Origin of the sequence: Sphingobacterium multivorum (genome assembly GCF_039511225.1) — a bacterium.
Classification (GTDB): domain Bacteria; phylum Bacteroidota; class Bacteroidia; order Sphingobacteriales; family Sphingobacteriaceae; genus Sphingobacterium.
Genome location: NZ_CP154261.1, coordinates 4,899,628 through 4,921,979 on the forward strand (window position 1 = coordinate 4,899,628; position 22,352 = coordinate 4,921,979).

At 39.6% G+C, this 22,352-nt stretch carries 21 protein-coding genes; 12 read left to right on the forward strand and 9 right to left on the reverse strand.

The features are described 5' to 3' along the window. Positions 1 to 129 precede the first annotated feature (129 nt). Entirely contained in the window at positions 130 to 672 is a 543-nt protein-coding gene (locus tag AAH582_RS20410; protein WP_343320108.1) for a hypothetical protein, read from the forward strand. A gap of 386 nt (positions 673 to 1,058) precedes the next feature. Further along, positions 1,059 to 1,595, forward strand: coding sequence for an ExbD/TolR family protein (locus AAH582_RS20415; protein ID WP_046672443.1), 537 nt, complete (start codon positions 1,059 to 1,061; stop codon positions 1,593 to 1,595). Between the two features lie 191 nt (positions 1,596 to 1,786). Here the strand turns inward: AAH582_RS20415 and AAH582_RS20420 are convergent, their stop codons facing one another. Beyond that, a complete protein-coding gene (locus tag AAH582_RS20420; protein WP_343320114.1) occupies positions 1,787 to 2,353 on the reverse strand; it encodes a hypothetical protein in 567 nt (188 codons plus the stop codon). 167 nt (positions 2,354 to 2,520) lie between these two features. On the opposite strand from AAH582_RS20420, the gene AAH582_RS20425 reads away from it, so the two are divergent. Next, complete coding sequence (locus AAH582_RS20425) at positions 2,521 to 2,934, forward strand: group III truncated hemoglobin (protein WP_343320118.1); 414 nt, start codon at positions 2,521 to 2,523, stop codon at positions 2,932 to 2,934. A gap of 72 nt (positions 2,935 to 3,006) precedes the next feature. On the opposite strand, the gene AAH582_RS20430 is transcribed toward AAH582_RS20425, so the two are convergent. From AAH582_RS20430 to fbaA, 3 genes are all read right to left on the reverse strand, one after another. Further along, on the reverse strand, positions 3,007 to 3,675 hold the full coding sequence (locus AAH582_RS20430) for a sterol desaturase family protein (RefSeq protein WP_343320120.1): 669 nt from the start codon (positions 3,673 to 3,675) through the stop codon (positions 3,007 to 3,009). A 234-nt stretch (positions 3,676 to 3,909) separates the two neighbouring features. Further along, entirely contained in the window at positions 3,910 to 4,584 is a 675-nt protein-coding gene (locus tag AAH582_RS20435) for a head GIN domain-containing protein (protein ID WP_343320122.1), read from the reverse strand. 158 nt (positions 4,585 to 4,742) lie between these two features. Continuing rightward, positions 4,743 to 5,822, reverse strand: a complete 1,080-nt coding sequence (gene fbaA / locus AAH582_RS20440) for a class II fructose-bisphosphate aldolase (RefSeq protein WP_343320125.1) — start codon at positions 5,820 to 5,822, stop codon at positions 4,743 to 4,745. A gap of 328 nt (positions 5,823 to 6,150) precedes the next feature. On the opposite strand from fbaA, the gene AAH582_RS20445 reads away from it, so the two are divergent. The 6 genes from AAH582_RS20445 to AAH582_RS20470 all read left to right on the forward strand — a co-directional run bounded on the left by AAH582_RS20445 (position 6,151) and on the right by AAH582_RS20470 (position 12,214). After that, positions 6,151 to 6,498, forward strand: a complete 348-nt coding sequence (locus AAH582_RS20445) for an ArsC family reductase (protein WP_070566141.1) — start codon at positions 6,151 to 6,153, stop codon at positions 6,496 to 6,498. Positions 6,499 to 6,667: 169 nt separating this feature from the next. Then, positions 6,668 to 8,614, forward strand: a complete 1,947-nt coding sequence (locus AAH582_RS20450; RefSeq protein WP_343320131.1) for a M1 family metallopeptidase — start codon at positions 6,668 to 6,670, stop codon at positions 8,612 to 8,614. Positions 8,615 to 8,735: 121 nt separating this feature from the next. After that, a complete protein-coding gene (locus tag AAH582_RS20455; RefSeq protein WP_053003519.1) occupies positions 8,736 to 9,422 on the forward strand; it encodes a hypothetical protein in 687 nt (228 codons plus the stop codon). A 115-nt stretch (positions 9,423 to 9,537) separates the two neighbouring features. Continuing rightward, a complete protein-coding gene (locus AAH582_RS20460; RefSeq protein ID WP_112375580.1) occupies positions 9,538 to 9,951 on the forward strand; it encodes an RrF2 family transcriptional regulator in 414 nt (137 codons plus the stop codon). Between the two features lie 7 nt (positions 9,952 to 9,958). After that, a complete protein-coding gene (locus AAH582_RS20465) occupies positions 9,959 to 10,606 on the forward strand; it encodes an NAD(P)-dependent oxidoreductase (RefSeq protein WP_313156623.1) in 648 nt (215 codons plus the stop codon). Positions 10,607 to 10,738: 132 nt separating this feature from the next. Beyond that, on the forward strand, positions 10,739 to 12,214 hold the full coding sequence (locus AAH582_RS20470; protein ID WP_046672387.1) for an amino acid permease: 1,476 nt from the start codon (positions 10,739 to 10,741) through the stop codon (positions 12,212 to 12,214). 75 nt (positions 12,215 to 12,289) lie between these two features. Here the strand turns inward: AAH582_RS20470 and AAH582_RS20475 are convergent, their stop codons facing one another. Continuing rightward, complete coding sequence (locus AAH582_RS20475) at positions 12,290 to 12,832, reverse strand: DUF1543 domain-containing protein (RefSeq protein ID WP_046672388.1); 543 nt, start codon at positions 12,830 to 12,832, stop codon at positions 12,290 to 12,292. A gap of 156 nt (positions 12,833 to 12,988) precedes the next feature. Here AAH582_RS20475 and AAH582_RS20480 point away from each other — a divergent pair, with 156 nt between their 5' ends. After that, positions 12,989 to 13,858 (forward strand): serine hydrolase, encoded by an 870-nt coding sequence (locus tag AAH582_RS20480; RefSeq protein WP_046672389.1) that lies wholly within the window; start codon positions 12,989 to 12,991, stop codon positions 13,856 to 13,858. A gap of 95 nt (positions 13,859 to 13,953) precedes the next feature. On the opposite strand, the gene AAH582_RS20485 is transcribed toward AAH582_RS20480, so the two are convergent. The 4 genes from AAH582_RS20485 to AAH582_RS20500 form a co-directional block, all read right to left on the reverse strand. Next, entirely contained in the window at positions 13,954 to 14,496 is a 543-nt protein-coding gene (locus AAH582_RS20485) for a hypothetical protein (RefSeq protein WP_309366023.1), read from the reverse strand. Between the two features lie 86 nt (positions 14,497 to 14,582). Next, positions 14,583 to 15,470 (reverse strand): bifunctional 5,10-methylenetetrahydrofolate dehydrogenase/5,10-methenyltetrahydrofolate cyclohydrolase, encoded by an 888-nt coding sequence (locus AAH582_RS20490; RefSeq protein WP_046672391.1) that lies wholly within the window; start codon positions 15,468 to 15,470, stop codon positions 14,583 to 14,585. Between the two features lie 64 nt (positions 15,471 to 15,534). Then, entirely contained in the window at positions 15,535 to 17,325 is a 1,791-nt protein-coding gene (lepA, locus tag AAH582_RS20495; RefSeq protein ID WP_046672392.1) for a translation elongation factor 4, read from the reverse strand. A 146-nt stretch (positions 17,326 to 17,471) separates the two neighbouring features. Beyond that, positions 17,472 to 18,461, reverse strand: coding sequence for a cation diffusion facilitator family transporter (locus AAH582_RS20500; RefSeq protein WP_046672393.1), 990 nt, complete (start codon positions 18,459 to 18,461; stop codon positions 17,472 to 17,474). Positions 18,462 to 18,728: 267 nt separating this feature from the next. On the opposite strand from AAH582_RS20500, the gene AAH582_RS20505 reads away from it, so the two are divergent. Both AAH582_RS20505 and AAH582_RS20510 read left to right on the forward strand, forming a co-directional pair. After that, a complete protein-coding gene (locus AAH582_RS20505) occupies positions 18,729 to 19,934 on the forward strand; it encodes a pyridoxal phosphate-dependent aminotransferase (RefSeq protein ID WP_236560274.1) in 1,206 nt (401 codons plus the stop codon). A 171-nt stretch (positions 19,935 to 20,105) separates the two neighbouring features. Beyond that, positions 20,106 to 22,136, forward strand: coding sequence for a M3 family metallopeptidase (locus AAH582_RS20510; RefSeq protein ID WP_046672395.1), 2,031 nt, complete (start codon positions 20,106 to 20,108; stop codon positions 22,134 to 22,136). The last annotated feature ends 216 nt before the right edge of the window (positions 22,137 to 22,352 follow it).

Genomic DNA, 22,352 nt, shown 5'->3' on the forward strand with positions numbered 1-22,352 from the left:
CTAGAGCCGGCCATATAAGTATCATCAACGTATTTTTGTCACATCACGCTAAAAGGGATGCGAGAAAAACAAGTTTGAACGGATCTAATTTACTGGGATAAATCGAATGTTCATTAAACTTTTAAAAATATGAAAAAAATTATCTATGTATTGGTCCTACCGCTTGCGATAGCAAGCGGCTTGGCATTTGCCAATCGCGAAATCAAAAATGAAACTTTAAAAAAATCGGCTCCGAAATCACGCACTCCTACTGAAATGAACGCCGAAAGGAATAAATGGGAAGCAAGCCCCAATGGTATAAAGTTCAAAAAATGGAAAGAATCTCCCGAAGGTATAAAAGTACTTGACAATGCGGCGAAAATAAAGAATCAAATAAAGAATTCTGCCAACATTGAGGCAGTTGTAACTTCGCTTTATCTTCCATTAGGGGCACAGTTAGGTTTCGGAGTGATGGTTAGGATTAATCGTGAAGACTATATTCTCAGTTTTGGCCTGGAAAATTCCAATGAATTTCAACAATTGCGAAGCTTGAAAGTAAACGACAAAATAACGATAAGGGGCCGTAGTGTCATGTACGCGCCTAAGTATTCGTATCCAATAGTAGCGGGCGACTATGTACAAAGAGATAACAAAATAATTTATAAACGCATACCTAACCAAGGCGCTTGCTGAAGAACGTAACAACCGCTCCACAAGAAAAGCCTTTCAGCATTGAAGGGCTTTTTTGCAAACACAACTATTTGTACAAAAATTAAAATCACAACGAAAGTAACCTTGTTAATCAAATTAAGTCACCAAGCCAACTCGATAAATTTCGACAGCCTAGCAACCAACCTAAATTGGATGAAAGGAAAAATAACAAGCGAATTAAACAAATCTGATCAACAACGAACAAACAAAAACACCAGGTAAAAAAACTGATTACCAACAGTTAAGAAAAAAACACAGAAAGTATCCGAAAAAAACTCCAGCTTTTTAAAAAAAACACTGTGGAATCCATTCTTTTCTGACATCATTATAAGGAGTAACAACAACGTGTTAACCTAAAGATGACGATCATGGCAGAATTAAATGAAAAAACACAAGAAACGGGAAAGAAAAAAATAAGAAGTAGAAAAATGGCTCCTAAAGTAGATTTAACAGCTATGGTAGACCTCGCATTTCTTCTCATTACATTCTTTATGTTGACCACAACATTAAATAAACCATCTGCAATGGATATTGCCATGCCAGACAAAAGTAAGTCAGCTATAGAAAGTTCGGTGCTTATTGATGAAAACCGCACAGCAACTCTTATTCTAGGCGAAGGCAAATTCATGTGGTATCATGGGGATTTCAAAAAGCCGATCAGCTCTTCAAAAGTACCGATAGATATCGAGAAAGGACTTTCAGCCGTTATTGCACAGTTAAAAGCAACGATAAGTTCCATGCCTAACACAAAGGATATGATTGTATTGATCAAACCTAGCAAAGAAGCGCGCACAAAAGATGTTATTCAGACGATAGATCAATTGAAGGGCCAGCATATTGCACGCTATGTGATCAGTAAAACGCAAATCGAAGAAGAAAAGCAATTACTCACTGCACTCCAGTAACATTGATTTGAACGACATCTTATCTATACATTGAGACAACCCATTGAACGGACCTTTCATAGGTAAAATCAATGAGTGTCGTCAAAAAATGCAGGAATGCTTACTATCTAATCAAATAAACAATAACAAGTTTACCGAAAGATCGTATGATCCGTCGATCTTTCGGTAAATTCGAGACGCGTACCCTAAATTTATCTTTTATCCAAATTATTCCAATAACGTTCCACATTTTCTTTTACCTCAACTGGTAGGGACGCATAATTGTCCGAAAACGTTGTTTGACTATAACCATCTGTTTCCTCTGCACGGAGACGGTAAAACTTATTCTTATAAAGAACTAGTCCAATACAGCTAAGCTGCTTTTGTAGGTCATCCTTTGGATGCCTTGAATAGATAAATAATGCATCCAATTTACCATCCCTATCCGCATCAAAAAATGCCTTTCGAGATTCCCAAACCGACGTAACGATCCCTTCTTCGGATATCAATTCATTAGCCACAAGCTGCCACATTCCATCGATCTGCTGAAATTGTTGTACATAAAGTTTGTCGGGATCGGCACCCCGCTCCTCTTTTGAAAAAACAATATAATTATCTTCTTTTGGAGTTTGAATGCGTTCCACTTGTAACACACGCTTCCCCTTAAATGGAAAACCAGAAGACTGAAAATTTTCCTTATTGATCGAAATTGTTGTAACCTGTGCCTCAACAGCATAAAATCCCATCGATAATAGGATTAAAAGAACGTATTTTCCCATATGTTTTTCCCTTAGTATTGAGTCAATTTACTGACAATAAAAGAGAATTACAAAATTTCAACGAGACATCTTTACATCCAAGTGATGCGATTCTCTATAAATGTCACTACATTTAATCCAGATAAACATCATGAAAAAGTTTTTGATCCAGCTATAGGCCTTTATTCATGAGCATAGATCATACGCCGATGAAACAGGATATTCAAACACTCGATGACATTAAAGTATTAGTAGATCAATTCTATACGACGATACGTAAAGATACTTTGCTCGGACCTATTTTTAAAGAACGAATCCAAGACAATTGGGCTATACATCTTGAAAAGATGTATAGTTTCTGGCAGACTATCCTGCTGGATGAACATAGTTATTTCGGCAGCCCTTTTCCACCCCATATCAATTTACCCATTGATGCACAACACTTTGGTCAATGGCTCAAATTATTCGAAGCCACTGTAGATCGCTTATACAGTGGACAAAAGGCCGAAGAGGCCAAATGGCGTGCGCAGAAAATGGCCCAAATGTTTCAGTTCAAACTGGAATATCTACATGCCAACCCCAACAAGAAACCATTGATCTAAAAAGAAAAATCTCAATCCATAAAAAAAGCCCTTGGAAACTATCCAGGGCTTTTTTAGTTGATGTGATTCAATTTATGCTTTTTCTTCTTTTAAGGAAGTAGAATCTTTTTTGGGTTCCTTTTCTTCGAAACCTGAGCGTAAAATTTCATCCCATAAGGAAGAACTTACTCCAAAGCCTTTTTCGGGATCAGAATAATGATGCAACATATGGTGCTGCTTGATCCGTTTGAAAATGCCGCTTTTAAAATTAGCATGATGCATCGCATAATGACATTCGTCATAGATCAAATACCCCACCATAAAACCTGAGAAAAAGCAGGCTAAGATAAACTCATTTGAAAAAAACAATGTAAAACCAAGATACACCAAAAGAGCTAGTGGAATACTCGCTGACAATGGCATCACCAAACGCATACGGTCTCTTGGGTAATCATGATGCACACCATGGAAAATAAAAGCAATTCGCTTTCCCCATTCCGTTGTCGGGTGAAAATGAAATACCCAACGATGTAATGCATATTCAAAAGCTGTCCAGAAAGCTAAACCAAAAATAAAATACCCCATGTATGTTAAGAAGGAAATCTCTCCCCAAACTAGCGCTTTATAAGAAAAGAACACAACCACGGGTACATAGAAAATCAAAGGTACACTCCAATGCACCTTCGTCAAAGACTCTAAAAAGTCATTCTTGAACATGCGCGTGGATTCTGTAGAATTTGAAACATAATTACGCTTTGCCATAATACTATTTTTATTATTCCCTTACAAAAATAGATATTTTAAGCACAAATGAAGAAGGTTTCTGATGAGAAAAACAAAATAACTGACCTTTTTAATAAAAAGGTTAAACGACGGTCATTACCCCAGTTAAGTTAAACCCTTTTTATTCCATCTCCTACCCTAAATTTCACTCTTTTTCGCTTCAATCATCTAAAATCTAAGCGTCAGAAAATTGACAAATCCAAGACAGTTCACTTATTTAAAATTGACTGTTCCACCCGCCATTTTCTTTTCTACACGATGTTCCGGTTTTCCATAAACATCAATGACACCACCGCCGCGCGTTTTGGTTTCGATGGAATCAGTAACATAAACATCGGCTTTACCACCACCATTAACGGTGACCACCGTGGTGTTCGTCTTAAAATCTTTTCCTTCATATTTGCCGCCAAAATTCGAAATGATCTCCTGTTTGTTTGCCTTTCCATACAAAGCGATTGTAGCACCAGAGGTCACTTTGATCTCAGCTGTTTTTACCGCTGTATAGAGATCAACCAGGCCTCCTTCCGAAGCATATACTTTCAGGTGTTCAGCAGCAACTGGGTTATTTGTGGTCGCAAATACCTTGGCTCCTTTTTTTGCTTCCACATTGTTCAGACCCTTATAATATACCTTCACAGAGATATTCCCACCTTGCAGCATATTCAACGTATTCATTTTCAAAACCAAGGATCCATTTGTGTTGACCACCTTAACATTCTCGTGATTCTGTCCTTCAAACGTCACCAAGGACTCGTCGGACTTAATCAACTCCACCTGAATCTTGTCTGTCGCTACCACCGAGGAAAAATCGCCAACATTTTGCTTCACCTGCCCAAACCCCATTTGGGCAATTAATAAAAGAATTACACTGACTCCTAAAAATTTCATATTTACTTGACTTTTTATTATTGTTCGTCAAAAAATAAGCCAATTCCTATTAAAAACAATATTTTTAACCTATTTTGACATAAAAAATGCCCCCATAAAGTGTCTAACTTTTTGGGGGCACTAAAGACGTCTTTATAATCTATTTTTTTAGCTTATACTTATAGTTTGCTATTAACGTCTACTGCATTCAAATCAGCGAACGCTTCTTTCAGACGAGCAACAAATGTTTCTTCACCTTTACGTAACCAAACGCGTGGATCGTAATATTTTTTATTTGGAGAATCAGCTCCTTCAGGATTACCGATTTGACCTTGCAAATAATCGTGGTTTTTCGCTTCATAGGCTCTCACACCATCCCAAAACGCCCATTGCATATCGGTATCAATGTTCATTTTGATCGCACCGTATGAAATCGCTTCTGCAATTTCTTTAGGAGATGAACCAGAACCACCGTGGAATACAAAGTTTACTGGTTTTTCAGCAGTAAGATTATATTTCTCACGAATATATTCTTGTGAATTGTGTAATATAACTGGTTGCAACTTCACATTACCTGGTTTGTAAACACCATGAACATTACCAAATGCAGCTGCCACTGTAAATTTGTCAGATACTTTAGACAGTTCTTCAAAAGCATAGGCAACCTCTTCCGGCTGAGTATACAGTTTTGAACTATCTACATCCGAGTTGTCAACACCATCTTCTTCACCACCTGTAACACCTAGCTCGATCTCTACAGTCATACCAAGTGGTTTCATACGTGCTAAGTATTTAGCTGAAATTTCAATATTTTCTTCAATTGGCTCTTCCGATAAATCCAACATGTGAGAAGAGAACAATGGTTTTCCGTGTTGCGCAAAGAATTTCTCGCCAGCGTCCAACAAACCGTCGATCCAAGGTAAAAGTTTCTTAGCTGCGTGATCTGTATGCAGAATAACCGCTACACCATAATGCTCAGCTAATAAATGAACATGTTGTGCTGCAGATACCGCTCCCAATACACAAGCTTGTAAATTATCGTTGTTCAAGGTTTTACCAGCGTAGAATTGCGCTCCACCATTTGACAATTGAATAATTACAGGAGAATTTACTGCTTTCGCAGTTTCCATAACCGCATTGATAGAGTTTGTTCCGATAATGTTTACCGCAGGCAAAGCAAACTTATGTTTCTTCGCTACCTCAAACAACTCTTGTACTTGATCTCCTGTCAATACACCTTTAAAATCTTTTAGGCTCATATTTCTGTTATTGATTTATTTTAATCTTTCATTATACTTGAAGCTACTAAATTATTAAAAATTATTATTACTTCCTAATTTTTATAGTGTACTAAATACACTATCAATCCATGGGGAATATAGAATCTTAACAAATCATAAACCTCTGATTATTCCTTTGAATAGAATAGTCCACTTGTCCCTATTTTTCCCAATACCATGAACAACAGGATATCCGCAATTATCATTGGATCACAGATAAGGCATCTTGAATGTATTCAGAAATACGAATTATTTTAAATATTGTGTCGAGATTGATTAAATTTGGATTCACCAAATTGTCACTATTATGCTACAGGTATACGGTATCAAAAATTGTAACACAGTAAAAAAAGCACTTACATGGTTGGAAGACAACAATATCCCCTTTCAATTTCATGACTTCAAAAAAGAAGGTGTCAGTGAGGATAAATTAAAAGAATGGGAAACACAGGTAGACTGGCAGGCACTAGTGAATAAAAAGGGAACTACATGGAAAAAACTATCTCCGGAAACTCAAGAACAAGTCGTAGACAGTAATAGCGCCAATAAGGTGCTTCAGGAAAACACGAGTATGATTAAACGTCCCGTTATTGAATACAATAAAGGTATATTACTTGGTTTTAATGAAACAGAGTACGTAACAAATTTAAAATAGTTCCAGAAAGCTCCCTGGAATGGAGGTCTTAAAAAGCCTCCAATTATACCAAATACACCTTTAAAGTCCCCCTTTTTCCCTTAACTTTTAAGACGTCGTTTTCGTTTTTTTTGGCTCAATGTACTTTTCATTGTATATTGGAGCAAATAAACATAATTTAAGTAAACGTATGATGAAAAGAATTGCACTGGCTTCTTTAAGCCTTGTTGCATTGAGCTATGCTTATCCGGCCTTTGCACAGGAGAAAACATCCAATTATAGCTATACCGAGGCCTTTGCACCCTTGTTTTTTAAAAATAATGGTAACGAATATCGTTCCGCAGCCGGAAAACCGGGCCCTGCCTACTGGCAAAATGCAGCCGATTATAAAATTCAGGCTTCCCTGAATGATCAAAATGATCAAATTACAGGAGCTGTTGAGATTACTTATAGTAACAATAGTCCGGACAATATGAACTATCTGTGGTTACAGTTAGATCAAAATATGTTTTCACAACGTGGCCGTGGTCAATTGATCTCCCCCTTGACTGACAGCCGTTACGGTGATGGCAACTCCACTTTTGATGGTGGATATCAGATACAATCGGTTACGGACGTAAACGGAAATACGATCGAACATATTATTGACGATACCCGCATGCAGCTTCGACTTCCGACGGCATTAAAGAGCAAGGGCGGAAAAATAACTTTTAAGATTAAATACCAATACACCGTTCCTAAATATGGAGCTGATCGTACCGGTATACTTGATACAAAAAACGGAAAAATCTATGCCATTGCACAATGGTTCCCAAGACTGTGTGTCTATGACGACATTAGAGGTTGGAATACGCTTCCTTATACAGGACCAGGAGAGTTCTATCGTGAATTCGGAAATTACCAGGTTGAGATCACTACTCCAGCAAACCACATGGTTGTCTTGGGTGGCGAATTGTTAAACCCACAGGAAGTATTTACAGCTGAGCAACTCAAACGATACCAACAGGCACAACGTAGCGATGAAACCGTAATCATCCGCTCCGCCGAAGAAGTTACCGCAAAAAACTCCAGACCCGACAAGAAAACCTTAACCTGGAAATATCAACTTAATAATGCGCAAGACATTGCTTGGGCCTCCTCTACGGCATTTATAGTAGATGGTGCGAAGATCAATCTGCCTAGTGGAAAAAAATCCCTCGCTTTGTCAGCCTATCCAATTGAAAGTAATAGTAACAATGCCTGGGAACGCTCGACAGAATATACAAAAGCCGCAATTGAAATCTATTCAAAAAGCTGGTTTGAATATCCTTACCCTGTAGCTGTGAATGTAGCTTCCAATGTTGGTGGAATGGAGTACCCAGCCTTGTCGTTCTGTGGCAATCGGGCCAAAGCAGGTTCACTTTGGGGGGTTACTAACCACGAGTTTGGTCACAATTGGTTCCCAATGATTGTCGCATCCAACGAACGTGAACATGGCTGGATGGATGAAGGGTTCAATACATTTATTAACGAACTCGCTACAAAGGAATTCAATAATGGTGAATATTACCGTAATCAGGCGAGCAGATCCTACATCTTTACTGCCCGTAATCTTGAACCGATCATGAGTACACCGCAAAACATGAAAGAACGTAATATTGGGGCTTTGGTCTACTATAAGCCAGCTTATGGACTGAAATTATTGCGAAACGAAATCATCGGTCCTGAGCGCTTCGATTACGCCTTTAAAAAATATATCCAAGAATGGGCTTACAAACACCCTACTCCAGAGGATTTCTTCAAAGCCATTGAAAACGGTGCTGGAGAAAACCTAAACTGGTTCTGGCGCGGGTGGTTTGTCAACAACTGGCAAATGGACCAAGGTATAAAATCAGTATCCTATGTCAACAACGAGCCAAAATTTGGCGCACTTGTCACTGTGGAAAATCTCGAAAAATTACCGATGCCAGTTATTATTGAAGCGACAACCGTATCGGGCAAGAAGATCCGAAAAAAACTACCGGTGGAAATCTGGGAAAGAAACGATGTATGGCAATTTAAAATACCGACCACAGAATCATTGCAATCCGTACAGTTAGATCCAGACATGGTTATGCCAGACAAGAATCCAGACAATAATTCGTGGAAAGCAAATTAGCAAATTTTCAAAATCTATTCGTTATTTTTGGCTAGAGAACAATCATGAACGTACGGCGTAAACAAAACAGCAAATATCCTGTTCATTCATAGATTGAAAATACATAACTATATTTATTCGCATGAAAATCTTACAAACGATTCTAAGCTGCTTACTTATTACGCTAATGAGTGGACATCTTGTTGCACAGGAAAAAACCAAGGGGATTATTATGGAACTTGTCAGCGGTGAGAAAATCGAGGCTGCACAGATCCAAAATTTAAGAACCAAGGTTGAAGTACAGACCAATAGAGATGGCTCCTTTGCTATTGACGCCAATATAAACGACCTCTTGTTGATCAAGGCCGTCGGATACGAACAGGATACGGTCTTCATTTATGATACCAGCTTACGCAGAATCTATTTGAACAGAATGAATAATGTTATCGAACTGAGTGAAGTTGTCGTCGAACGGATGACAGACAGCAGACTTGCTGCTGAAATCCAGCGCGAGAAGACTTTAGGAAAGTATTCTGACGCAAGTCAAAATCGCGGTGGAGTACGGATTTCTCCAAGCCGCATATTTAGCAAAGAGGGAAAACAAGCCCGTTCAAACTATAAGCTTCTGGTCGATGAACTCGAAAAAAGAGCAGTTGATCGAAAATTCACAGAAAACCTGATCAAAGAATTGACTCCGCTCAATGGTTCGGATCTAGCCTTGTTTAAGGAACGATTTAGACCATCTTATAAATTTATCCAAAACAGCAGCCAAGAAACTTTGAAGGTCTATATTATGGATAGTTATAAAAAATTTAACGAGAAAAAATAAAAAACAAACACTTTTATCACGTGATTGTCAGAAGGTTTTAAACTGTAATAATTTTTATTTCAGTTTAAAACCTTTTCTGTTACTTTGTGTTATAATTTAGAAAAATCAGCAGAGGATGTTACACAACTTGAGGTTCGCAACAGCATTACACATTATGGTTCTGGCACAGTTAGAGGAGGCAAATCAATGGCTTTCTTCTGAATATATTGCGTCAAGCATTCAGGTCAATGCAAGTGTGGTTCGCAAAGAAATTGCATCTCTTAAAACAGCATCTTTACTCACGAGTAAAGAAGGTAAGGGCGGCGGTATTCGCATAAATCCCGAGAATCCAACGATTACCTTGGCTGATATTTATATCAGCACCAAGCAAAGCGATTTCGGCGGGAAATTTAACAATCCCAATCCGGCCTGTGTTGTTGGCAAAAATATCAACTCCAAACTCCAGGATCTGTATCAGGAAGTCGACACTGATATTGTACAGCGTTTGGAAAAGATAACCCTAGCTGATTTTAGCAAAACATTTAATTAAAGGAAACATGAAAGTAGCAGTAATTGGATCCACAGGATATGTAGGATCTCATCTCGTAAAAGAATTGGTAGACCGCAACTATGACGTCGTTGCGATCGCCCGCCACACCGAAAATATTCCATCGAGTGAAAAAGTAACCAAACTCCAAGTAGATATCAATGATAATAATCAATTGGTTTCTGCTCTAAAAGGTGTTGATGTTGTTGTTTCGGCTTTCAATGCCGGATGGACCAACCCTAATCTTTATGAGGATTTTACAAAAGGTGCATTGGCAATCCAACAGGCTGTTAAGGATGCCGGTATCAATCGTTTCATTGTTATTGGTGGTGCAGGAAGTTTATTGATTGATGGAAATAGACTTGTCGATTCACCGGATTTTCCCAAAGAAATTAAACCTGGGGCTTTAGCTGCAGCAGATTACCTGAAAACCATCCAAAAAGAAGATCAACTTACCTGGACCATGTTTAGTCCTGCTATAGAAATGAATTCCCATGCTGGTGGAACCCGTACAGGAAAATACCGTACAGGCCTTGATGCTCCTGTATTTGATCAAGAAGGTCGATCTAGGTTGTCAGTAGAGGATCTTGCTGTAGCAATAGTAGACGAAATTGAGAACAAACAATTCCTCAATAAACGCTTTACAGCAGCATATTAGTACCCAAACAAGCATTTGATTCAGATTTTATTACAAAAGGGAGGAGCAATCTTCCCTTTTTTCATTGAGATCATTTATATTTGACATTAATTAAACAATTAAAAAGCTAAATAATCGTAAAGAATTAATCCTATGCTATTTAAAAAATCGATTCCTCAACTCATTGCTGAAGCAAATGAAAATGGTGAACACACGCTAAAGAGGACACTGTCCAGCTCGGGCCTTATCGCCCTCGGTGTTGGGGCCATCATTGGGGCAGGACTTTTCTCCCTAACAGGAATTGCCGCTGCTGAAAATGCAGGGCCAGCTGTTATCCTATCTTTCATTATCGCAGCAGTAGGCTGTGGGTTCGCAGGTCTTTGTTATGCCGAATTTGCCTCTATGATTCCTGTTGCAGGAAGTGCTTACACGTATTCCTATGCCACAATGGGTGAATTTGTCGCCTGGATTATCGGCTGGGATCTCGTCCTCGAATATGCACTAGCAGGAGCTACAGTAGCCGTCAGCTGGTCCCAATATTTCAACCAGCTCCTGATGATATTCCACATCCAACTCCCCGATACCCTACTCAAAGGCCCTTGGGAAGGTGGCGTGGTTAACTTACCTGCGATCATTATTGTTTGTTTACTCTCGCTATTGCTGATGCGTGGCACACAGGAATCATCCCGTGTAAACAATATTTTGGTAATTCTAAAAGTCGGCGTCGTATTGATTTTTATCGCCTTGGGTTGGAGCTTTATCAATCCTGCAAACCACGATCCATTTATTCCTGTAAATGCAGGTGAGGAGCTTGTAAAAAGTGGGCAACAAAGCTTCTGGTCATTTCTAAAGAGTGATGACTTTGGCCACTTTGGCATCAGCGGTGTGTTGCGTGCTGCAGGCGTTGTATTTTTTGCATTCATCGGTTTTGACGCGGTAAGTACAGCTGCCCAAGAAGCAAAAAATCCAAAAAAAGGTATGCCTATAGGTATCATCGGTTCATTAATAATCTGTACACTTTTGTATGTTTTATTCTCCTACGTAATGACCGGAATCGAACATTACACGATGTTTAAGGGGGACGCTAAGCCAGTTGCAACAGCTTTTGCCAGAACAGGCTACCATTTCTTAAATACAGCGTTGATTATTACGATTATTGCAGGATACACTTCAGTTATTCTCGTGATGTTACTTGGTCAGAGCCGCGTATTTTATTCGATGAGTAAGGATGGTTTGCTTCCAAAGATATTCTCAGACTTATCCAAAAGACAGACTCCTTGGAAAACAAACGCTATTTTCATGGTATTCGTCAGTATATTCGCAGGTTTCGTCCCAGTTTCAGACCTTGGCCATATGGTAAGTATCGGTACCCTATTTGCCTTCACCCTCGTATGTGTAGGTATTTTAGTACTACGTAAAACAGACCCCAATTTGGAGCGCCCATTTAAAACACCACTGGTTCCTTTCGTTCCGATCATGGGAATCTTGGTCTGTATTTTAATGATGGCTTCATTGCCAATAGAAAGCTGGGAGCGTTTGGCCGTCTGGCTTGGTATAGGCTTATTGATTTATTTTGTATACGGCAAAAAACATAGTGTCATTAGAAAACAACATCAGAACCAACAATAAGCTGGTTAAACATAAAAAAGGCTTCTTTATAGAGAAGCCTTTTTTATGTTTAAGAAATCGAATAGCGCATTCCCTCTATAACGCGCTCAGTTTAAAATAGCCATTCGCAATGGTATCTTCTTCCAAACCGGTCTTTGGGGTAATTTGAATACTATACTGCTCTTTATCACGAGGTAATAGCAAATCTTCGATCTCATAAATATCATCAACATCCAAACCATATTTATCATCGATGTGTGCCGAACTGTGGTGCTTCCAAAAAACAGTCCGTTTTGCCTTTTCGGTAGCCTTGGCCAAACTCGATGCAACAATAAGCTCTTTGTAATGGAACTCATCAAATTCATTCGGTTTGTATCCCCCTAAATTAACAAAAAACAATTTCACTTCCGAATCAACAGCCTGTCCATTCCCCCTTTCAGTAACCTTAATTTCATATTCCCCGATCTTATGGACAATACGGTAGGCATCAATATGGATTTTACCATCAGCCTCAGGCCAAAAATCTTTAATGGGATCAACAAAATCCTTGAGCTCGTTCCCAATGCCAAAGAAAATGTCATGCTGTTCTGTCCGTCTATTTTTCGGCTTACAACCGATCAAAATCATAAATAACTTCATAGTCAAAAACCAGTCTTTCAATGTCCATACTAGAATATCCAGTTTATTTTTCAGCGATGTTTATGCGTACGAATCATGGATATTTCATAACTTAAGCCCTATAAAAAATAAAAATAACTATTATCCACCACATTTAACATACATTATAACTTCACAATGCACAAAATATTCCTATCATTTACGTTACTATTCTTATCATTACTGTCCTTTGGACAAAATGCCGCTACCGATAAAAAACTCGAATCACAGATAAAACAGCTCATTCAGGGTTTTCAAGGCGATGTTGGCATTTATGTACACCATCTTAAAAAAAATAAAGAAGTCAACATTCAGGGCGACAGCATTTTTCCTACAGCAAGCATTGTCAAAATCCCCATTTTAGTTGGTATTTTTGATAAAATTGAAAAAGGTGAACTACAACTTGATCAGCAACTACTCTACCGTTCGAGTCAACGCTATGGTGGCTCAGGACTGATGCAGTTCTTTAAGGATAGTACACAAGTTGACCTGAAAACCTTGGTCGCACTTATGCTATCGTATAGTGATAATGTAACCAGCATTTGGAATCAAAAGCTAGCAGGAGGAGGTATCGCAATCAATCAATTAATGAGTAGCCTTCAACTGCCCCATACACGCGTCAACTCGCAGACAGAAGGGCGGAAACCGGATTGGGAAAAATATGGTTGGGGCCAGACTACACCAAAAGAAATGGCCGACTTGGTCACACTAATCCGGCAAGGCAAAGTTGTGTCCTCAAAATCTTCCGATCAGATGTATCGTTTTATGGGCAACATGTTCTATGACGAGAGAGGGCTATCGCAAATCCCTTCCACTATCAAAACAGCTTCAAAAACAGGCTCTTTAGATGACGTACGCAATGAGGTCATTTTGGTCAATGCGCCGAAAGGAGACTACGTTTTCAGTATTTTCACCAAGAACAACACGGACAAAAGCTGGGGTAAAACAAATGAAGCAGAGATACTTACCCGTAAGCTCTCCAAACTGTTATGGGATTATTACCAATAAGCCTATTGAAGTCAATATGATAACGATATGATATAAAAAAGGTGAGCACTCAAAAAAGTGCCCACCTTCCCTATCTTTAAAATGAAATACGTCGACTAATTCTTTAACGCTTCACCTACATTTTTTGCTTTCCGGCTAATATCGTCACCTACTTTTTTGGAAGCATCTTTTACATCTTTAGCGGCCTCTTTCGTTCCAGTCGCAACATCATTTGCAACTTTCTTCGTACCGTCAGCGACATCTTTTGCAGCATCCTTTGTTTTATCAACAGCCGTGTTCGTTGCATCCACTGTCGCATCTTTTGCATCTTTCAATCCCTCTTTTACATCCTCACCGGCGTTACGTAGCGCATCCTTGGTTTTTTCCCAGGCAGTATTAGCTTCTTCAGAAGCAGCGCGAGCTTTTTCTTCAGCTGCTTTATCACCTTTTGCGATAGCTTCATCCAGATCCTTTTTTGCTTGTTCTGCTTTCAAACGCGCATTTTCTTCCGCATTTTTTAAATCTGCGATCGCCGCATCTACATGCTCACCGACTGTTTGTGCCGAATCTGTCGCTGTAGTGTCTTTTTTCTCCGAATTGTTGCAAGAAGACATAACCAATGCTCCTGCTACGACTGCTAAAAGTGCAATTTTTTTCATTATAAATTGATTTATGAGTGTAGTTTTCAACGGCTCATCAGAGCGCGCATACATCAATTTACAACTTCTATGCCAAATAGACAAAATTATTGCTTTGGATAGATCGTTCCTTTCGCAGCTTCGAGCGTATTTTTCAATAAACCAACAATCGTCATCAAACCTACGCCCCCTGGTACAGGTGTAATCCACGAGGCCTTAGGAGCAACATTTTCAAAATCAACATCCCCATATAACTTAAAACCAGATTTCGTTGCTGTAGAAGTTTCTCTATTGATACCCACATCGATCACTACTGCACCGTCTTTAACCATGTCGGCCGTAACAAAATTTTTCTTACCAATTGCTGCAACAACGATGTCGCCTCTCAGAACTTCCGTTTTAAGATCTTTTGTACGACTATGTGTTAATGTCACTGTGCAATTACCTGGATTGGAATTACGTGCCAGTAAGATACTCATTGGCGATCCTACGATATTGCTTCTTCCAACCACTACAGCGTGCTTGCCTGCAGTATCGATCTTATAATACTCCAACATCAGCATAATACCATATGGTGTTGCTGGAATAAAACAAGGAAGATTACGTTGCATGCGCCCGAGGTTGATTGGGTGGAAACCATCCACATCTTTGCGGTAATCAATTGCTTCGGTAACTTTATCCGGATCAATATGTTTTGGTAAAGGCAGCTGAACAATCAAACCGTCAATAGACTCATCCTGATTGATTTCTTTGACCTTAGCGATCAATTCATCCTCTGTAATGTTTTCATCATAACGAATGTTTGTTGATTCAAAGCCGACCAGTTGACAGTTGCGCATTTTGCTGGCCACATAGGTTTCGCTACCACCATCATTCCCCACAAGGATAGCAACCAGATGAGGTTTGCGGCCAGTCTGTGTCGTAAATTCAGCCGCATCTAACGCAATTTGCTCTTTAATTTTTTCGGAAACTAGTTTACCATCTAATAGATTCATGTTTAGGAGATTTTATTGTATTTAAAAGGAGCCCAAGAGCTCCTTTATTATAGTGTTATTTTGATTAATCTAATTTCAATACCGCCATAAATGCAGATTGCGGAATCTCTACGTTCCCAACCTGACGCATGCGTTTCTTACCTTTCTTTTGTTTCTCCAAAAGCTTACGCTTCCGGGAGATGTCACCACCATAACATTTTGCCGTGACATCTTTACGTAAAGCGGAGATCGTCTCACGTGCGATGATCTTTGCGCCGATTGAAGCTTGGATACGAATTTCAAATTGTTGACGTGGTAACAGTTCTTTTAGTTTTTCACAGATCTTTTTACCAAAATCATAGGCGTTACTTCTGTGAATTAACGACGACAGGGCATCTACAGGTTCATCGTTCAATCGGATATCCAATTTGACCAAGTCTGACTTGCGATAACCAATCTGGTGGTAATCAAATGAAGCATAACCTTTAGAGATTGTTTTCAACTTATCATAAAAGTCAAATACAATTTCTCCCATTGGCATTTCAAAAACCAATTCAACACGATCTGACGTCAAATAATGCTGATTCATGATCGTACCACGTTTCTGGATACAAAGAGACATAATTGGTCCTACGAAATCCGATTTCGTAATAATATTAGCTTTGATATAGGGCTCTTCGATTGAATCCAATTTACTTGGATCCGGTAGATCTGAAGGATTATGTACGATCACTTCCTCTTTATCTTTGGTCATATAGGCCTTATAAGATACGTTGGGAACTGTCGTGATAACCGTCATATCAAACTCGCGCTCGAGGCGTTCCTGAATAATCTCCATGTGAAGCATACCCAAGAACCCACAACGGAAGCCGAAACCCAGGGCTGCTGATGACTCTGGTTCAAACACCAAAGAAGCATCGTTCAGCTGCAAACGGTGCATAGATTCACGCAACTCCTCGTAATCTTCCGTATCTACAGGATAAATACCCGCAAAGACCATCGGTTTCACCTCTTCAAACCCTTGGATAGCCTCAGAACAAGGACGATCTTTATGCGTAATGGTATCCCCCACTTTCACTTCACGTGCCTCCTTAATTCCAGAGATAATATAACCAACATCACCGGTCTTAATGACTTCTTTGGGTACTTGATTCAACTTCAGCGTACCAATTTCATCGGCAAAATATTCTTTCCCAGTGGCAACAAATTTCACGCGGTCGCCTTTACGGATTTCACCATTTTCAACTTTAAAATAAGCCATGATACCACGGAATGAGTTGAAAACAGAGTCAAAAATCAAGGCTTGCAAAGGTCCGTCAGGATCACCCACCGGATGTGGAATACGGTCTACAATAGCTTCCAAAATATCCGGAACCCCAAGACCTGTTTTACCGGATGCAGGAATAATCGCATCACGGTCACCACCGATCAAATCCACAATCTGATCTTTGACTTCTTCTGGCATAGCACCTGGAAGATCCATTTTGTTGAGGATCGGGATAATTTCCAAATCATGTTCCAACGCCAGATATAAATTTGAAATCGTTTGGGCCTGAATACCTTGAGATGCATCAACGATCAATAAAGCGCCCTCGCAGGCAGCAATTGAACGCGACACCTCATAAGAAAAATCCACGTGTCCCGGGGTATCGATTAGGTTCAAGATATATTCCTGACCATCTCTTTTATAATTCATTTGGATGGCGTGACTCTTGATCGTAATACCACGTTCACGTTCCAAATCCATATTATCAAGTAATTGTGCCTGTGCCTCACGCTGACTGATGGTATTGGTATACTCTAAAAGGCGGTCTGCCAAAGTACTTTTGCCATGGTCAATATGCGCAATAATACAGAAATTACGAATGTGCTTCATATAGGATTTTTAAACTCTTTTGCTAAAAGGCAAAGATACCTTTTTTTATATATATTTATATAACCTAGCTTTTTTTTAGTTTACTATACATGAAGAAATCAGACTATACCGTATGCCTGTTAATTAGGAGAAAGAAACAGTATTCCCTATTCGGCAATAGCATATAAAAAATGTTTTTGATTCCGCGTAACATTTTCCGTATCCCAAGAAATTCTTACCCGAAATTGCTCCGTACGAATTGGGCAATTGTTGACCTGACAATACTGGCAGCACTGTGGAAGACAAGGATCCGCATGAACAAAAAATTCGGTTCGTACCGACATCTCCTTATTGACAATCTTATCCACAGCAGAAATTTCATCGTGCACCTGGGTAAGGTCAAGGTAACGGGGAAGTGTGAGATGGCAATCTACATGGAGTTCGTTCCCATAGCGCTGTACACGAAGATTATGGACATCAATCCATTCATCTTTCCGATTGCGCTCCAAGATTTCAACAACATCCTGCACGAGTGCTGTATCCGATTCATCCATCAATCCACCGATCGATTGGCGAAGTAGCTTATAACCATTGAAGAGAATAAAAAGCCCCAATACAATGGAGATGACTACATCGATCCACAGGAACCCTGTCAGTTTCATCAACAATAACCCCAGTATCAATCCGACCGTACTATAGGCATCGACCTGCAGATGTTTTCCATCTGCCACCAAGGTAATGGAGCCCAATGCACGCCCGCGCTTCATGATATAGAATCCGACAGCAAAATTTAGCACAGATGTAATACCAATCAGATAAATCCCTTGTTCGAGGTGTGTTAACGCTGCAGGAAAGAAAAGATTGTAACAAGCCTTGGCTAAGATAATGGCTCCAGCGATGAAAATAAGTCCACCTTCCAAAAACACCGAAAAGAACTCCACTTTACCATGCCCGTAAGGATGATTCTCATCCTTAGGCTGTGCCGAAAGATAAATACTATAAAATGCAAAACCCGAAGCAATCACATTAACAATACTCTCTGCCGCATCTGTAAAGATTGCACTGGAGTCCGTTAAGAAGTAGGCAAAAAACTTCACAATCATCAGACCTATTCCCGTAAAAAGCGATAATAAAACCAATCTTCTTTGTCTTGACATGATACTTATCTTCTATATGAAACCGTTTATGAGCAAATGATGAAATGAGGACTAGCCAACGTTTTTGTGAGCGCAAAGGTAAAGATATAACGACAAATCAGAACGATTAGTTTTGAACATCCAAGGTCCGGGATCAATTAAATAACTTTGCTAAATCGCTTCAATAGCCCTTTTGTTAAAAAAGCCCAATAAAAGAGCTACTTTTCTTTGTAAATTCTCAAAAATAAAGAAGATTATTTGCAACGTATGTAATATCTTTGTCTTACCATGAGCACATCATCATACTTATCAGACAGGATAAATAATTTGTCCGAATCGGCTACACTTAAAATGACCAAGTTGGGCCGCGAATTAGCAGCAAAAGGCGTTAATGTAATTAGCCTTAGCGTAGGTGAACCTGATTTCAACACCCCTGAGCATGTAAAGGATGCAGCGAAGAAAGCCCTAGATGAAAACTGGACGCGTTATTCGCCGGTACCGGGATACCCAGAATTGCGCCAGGCAATTGTAAACAAGTTGAAGACAGAAAACAATTTAGATTATGATATCTCTCAAATTGTTGTTTCTACAGGTGCAAAACAATCCCTGTCTAATGTAATTTTGACTTTGATCAACCCCGGTGATGAGGTAATTATCCCAACACCTTATTGGGTATCATACTCCGAAATGGTCGTTTTAGCAGAAGGAAAATCGGTATTTATCAATACAGAGATAGACAATAACTTTAAGATTACACCAGCACAATTGGAAGCGGCAATTACACCCAAAACCAAATTGTTCATGTTCTCTTCGCCAAACAACCCTACTGGAACAGTTTACAGCAAAGATGAATTGGCTGCATTAGCTGAAGTTTTCGAAAAACATCCGCAGGTATTTATCCTATCCGATGAGATCTACGAACATATCAACTTTGTAGATAAACACGAATCCATCGCACAATTTGAAAGCATCAAAGATAGAGTGATCATCATCAATGGCTTTTCAAAAGCATTTGCAATGACGGGATGGCGTTTAGGTTATATCGCTGCTAACAAAACCATTGCCGCCGCAAATGATAAATTACAAGGACAGACAACCTCAGGTACCTGTTCAATTTCTCAACGTGCGGGTATCGTCGCTTATGAACAAGGATTAGAATCTGTCAACAAAATGAAAGAAGCTTTCGCTCGTCGTCGCCAATTGGTATACGATCTATTGAGTGAAATCCCAGGTGTAAGAACAAATCTACCAGAGGGTGCATTCTATTTCTTCCCTGAAATCTCTTCGTTCTTTGGTAAAAAAGACCAAGATGGTAATGTCATTAAAAACTCATCTGATTTGGCATTGTACTTATTGAATGTTGGTCACGTAGCCACTGTAGGTGGAGATTCATTCGGTAACGACAACTACATCCGTTTGTCCTATGCAGCTTCAGATGAAAGTTTGATCGAAGCTTTAAAAAGAATCAAAGAAGCACTAGGAAAACTAGCCTAGTCGCTTATCCCAATATAAAAAAAGAGCTCCTATGAGCTCTTTTTTTATGCAGTGCCAATTCCCCATACGTTTTCGACACAGCTTAAACGCCGATTCGGTCAAATATCATCTCAGCTCCATAATTTAAGTAGATGCTATCGCTTGAAATAAATATTTATTACATTTACTCCTATGAGTATTTTAACAGAGAAATTTAAAACGCAGCACGACACGGCTCCGTTTTCACAGATAAAAAACGAAGATTATATTCCCGCATTTGATGAAGCTATTCAGCAGACAAAAGATGAAGTCGATGCAATCGTCAACAATCCCGAAACGGCAACGTTCGACAATACGATCGCTGCGATGTCTTACTCAGGACAAACACTAGACCGCTTGTCCAATATCTTTTTCAACCTTCATTCCGCTGAAACCAACGCCGATCTTGAAAAAATCGCACAGGATGTAGCCCCAAAATTATCTGCTTTAGGAAATGATATCACCTTAAATTTCGATCTTTTCAAAAGGGTTAAGGCTGTATACGATCAGAAAGATCAACTGACATTGACGGCAGAACAAACGACTCTATTGGAAAAATCCTATAAGGATTTTGTACGCAACGGAGCTCTTTTGAATGATGAACAAAAAGGAAAACTCCGCGAAATAGATGCCGAGCTATCGCTTTTAAAATTGAAATTCGGCGAGAACGTCCTCGCCGAAACCAATGCCTACCAGCTGTTGGTAACAGACGAAAAAGATCTTGCCGGACTTCCAGAGGGTGCCATAGAAGCTGCACATGCTCTGGCTAAAGCTAACGAAAAAGAAGGCTGGCTTTTTACCCTGGATTTTCCAAGCTACCTTCCTTTTGTCACGTATGCCGACAATCGGGAACTTCGCAAAGAAATTACCCTCGCGGCAGGCCGCAAAGGATTTCAAGATAACGAGCACAACAACGTGGACAATGTCCTTAAAATTGTAAAACTTCGCTTCGAACGGGCCAAATTATTAGGCTACGCTACCCATGCCGACTTTGTCCTTGCCGAACGTATGGCACAAGACCCAGGCAAAGTCAAGGAATTTCTAAACGACCTGCTTGGAAAAGCGAAACCAGCAGCGGTAAAAGAATTTGCAGAATTATCCCAATTTGCAAAAAATTTGCATGGCATAGACCAACTGGAAAAATGGGATGGCGCCTATTATGCCGAAAAGCTGAAACAAGAACGCTTTAATCTGGACGATGAAAAGCTCAAACCTTATTTCAAACTCGAAAATGTCTTACAAGGCGCTTTCGAAGTAGCGCATCGTTTGTTTGGCATCAACTTCAAAGAAGTCGATACAATAGATACCTACCACGAAGAAGTACAAACATTTGAAGTCAGTAAAGACAACGGTGAATTAGTGGCTATCTTCTATGCCGATTTCTTCCCGCGTAAGGGCAAGAGAAATGGGGCATGGATGACCTCTTTCAAACCACAGTACATTCAAGATGGTAAACAAGAACGTCCTCATGTCTCTATTGTTTGCAATTTTACGCGTCCTACAGCTTCAAAACCTTCGCTGTTGACCTTTCAGGAAGTGACAACATTATTTCACGAATTTGGACACGCCCTACATGGTATGCTCGCTGACAGCACTTATCCTACACTATCTGGAACATCTGTGTATTGGGATTTTGTCGAGTTACCGAGTCAGGTGATGGAAAACTGGTGCTATGAAAAAGAAGCCCTTGAGCTATTTGCAAAACACTATGAAACTGGCGAAGTGATCCCGATGGAACTTGTCGAAAAGATCCGCGAAAGCGCGTCCTTTCTTGAGGGGATGGCGACTATGCGCCAATTGAGCTTTGGGCTATTGGATATGGGCTGGCATGGACAGGATCCAACTTCGATCTCGGATCTGAAAGCATTCGAAGACGAACAGTTTGCCTCAACAAAACTCTATCCCGATGTCAAGGAAAATGCCATGAGTACGGCCTTCTCCCATATTTTCAATGGCGGTTATTCTTCAGGCTATTACAGCTATAAATGGGCCGAAGTCCTGGATGCCGATGCATTTGACTACTTTAAACAAAACGGTATTTTCAATAAGGAAATCGCGACTAAATTCAAGGATAATATTCTTTCAAAAGGTGGAACCGAACATCCAATGGTGCTATACAAACGCTTCCGCGGACAGGAACCTTCGGTAGAACCTTTATTGAAAAGAGCTGGATTGATCAAATAATTGGATTGATTAAATCATAAAAAAGCTGGATGTAAAATCCAGCTTTTTTATTGGAAACATAGGTATACCAAGAACTTCCTTGCCTATCAAAGTCCCTGTGAAAATACCGAGCATTCAGCCGATTAAATAACTTTTATTTCACACTGTATAATTGCAAGCAACATTAATATTTCACGAATTCCATAGGTCTTATACTGGCCATACCTGATCCTAAGT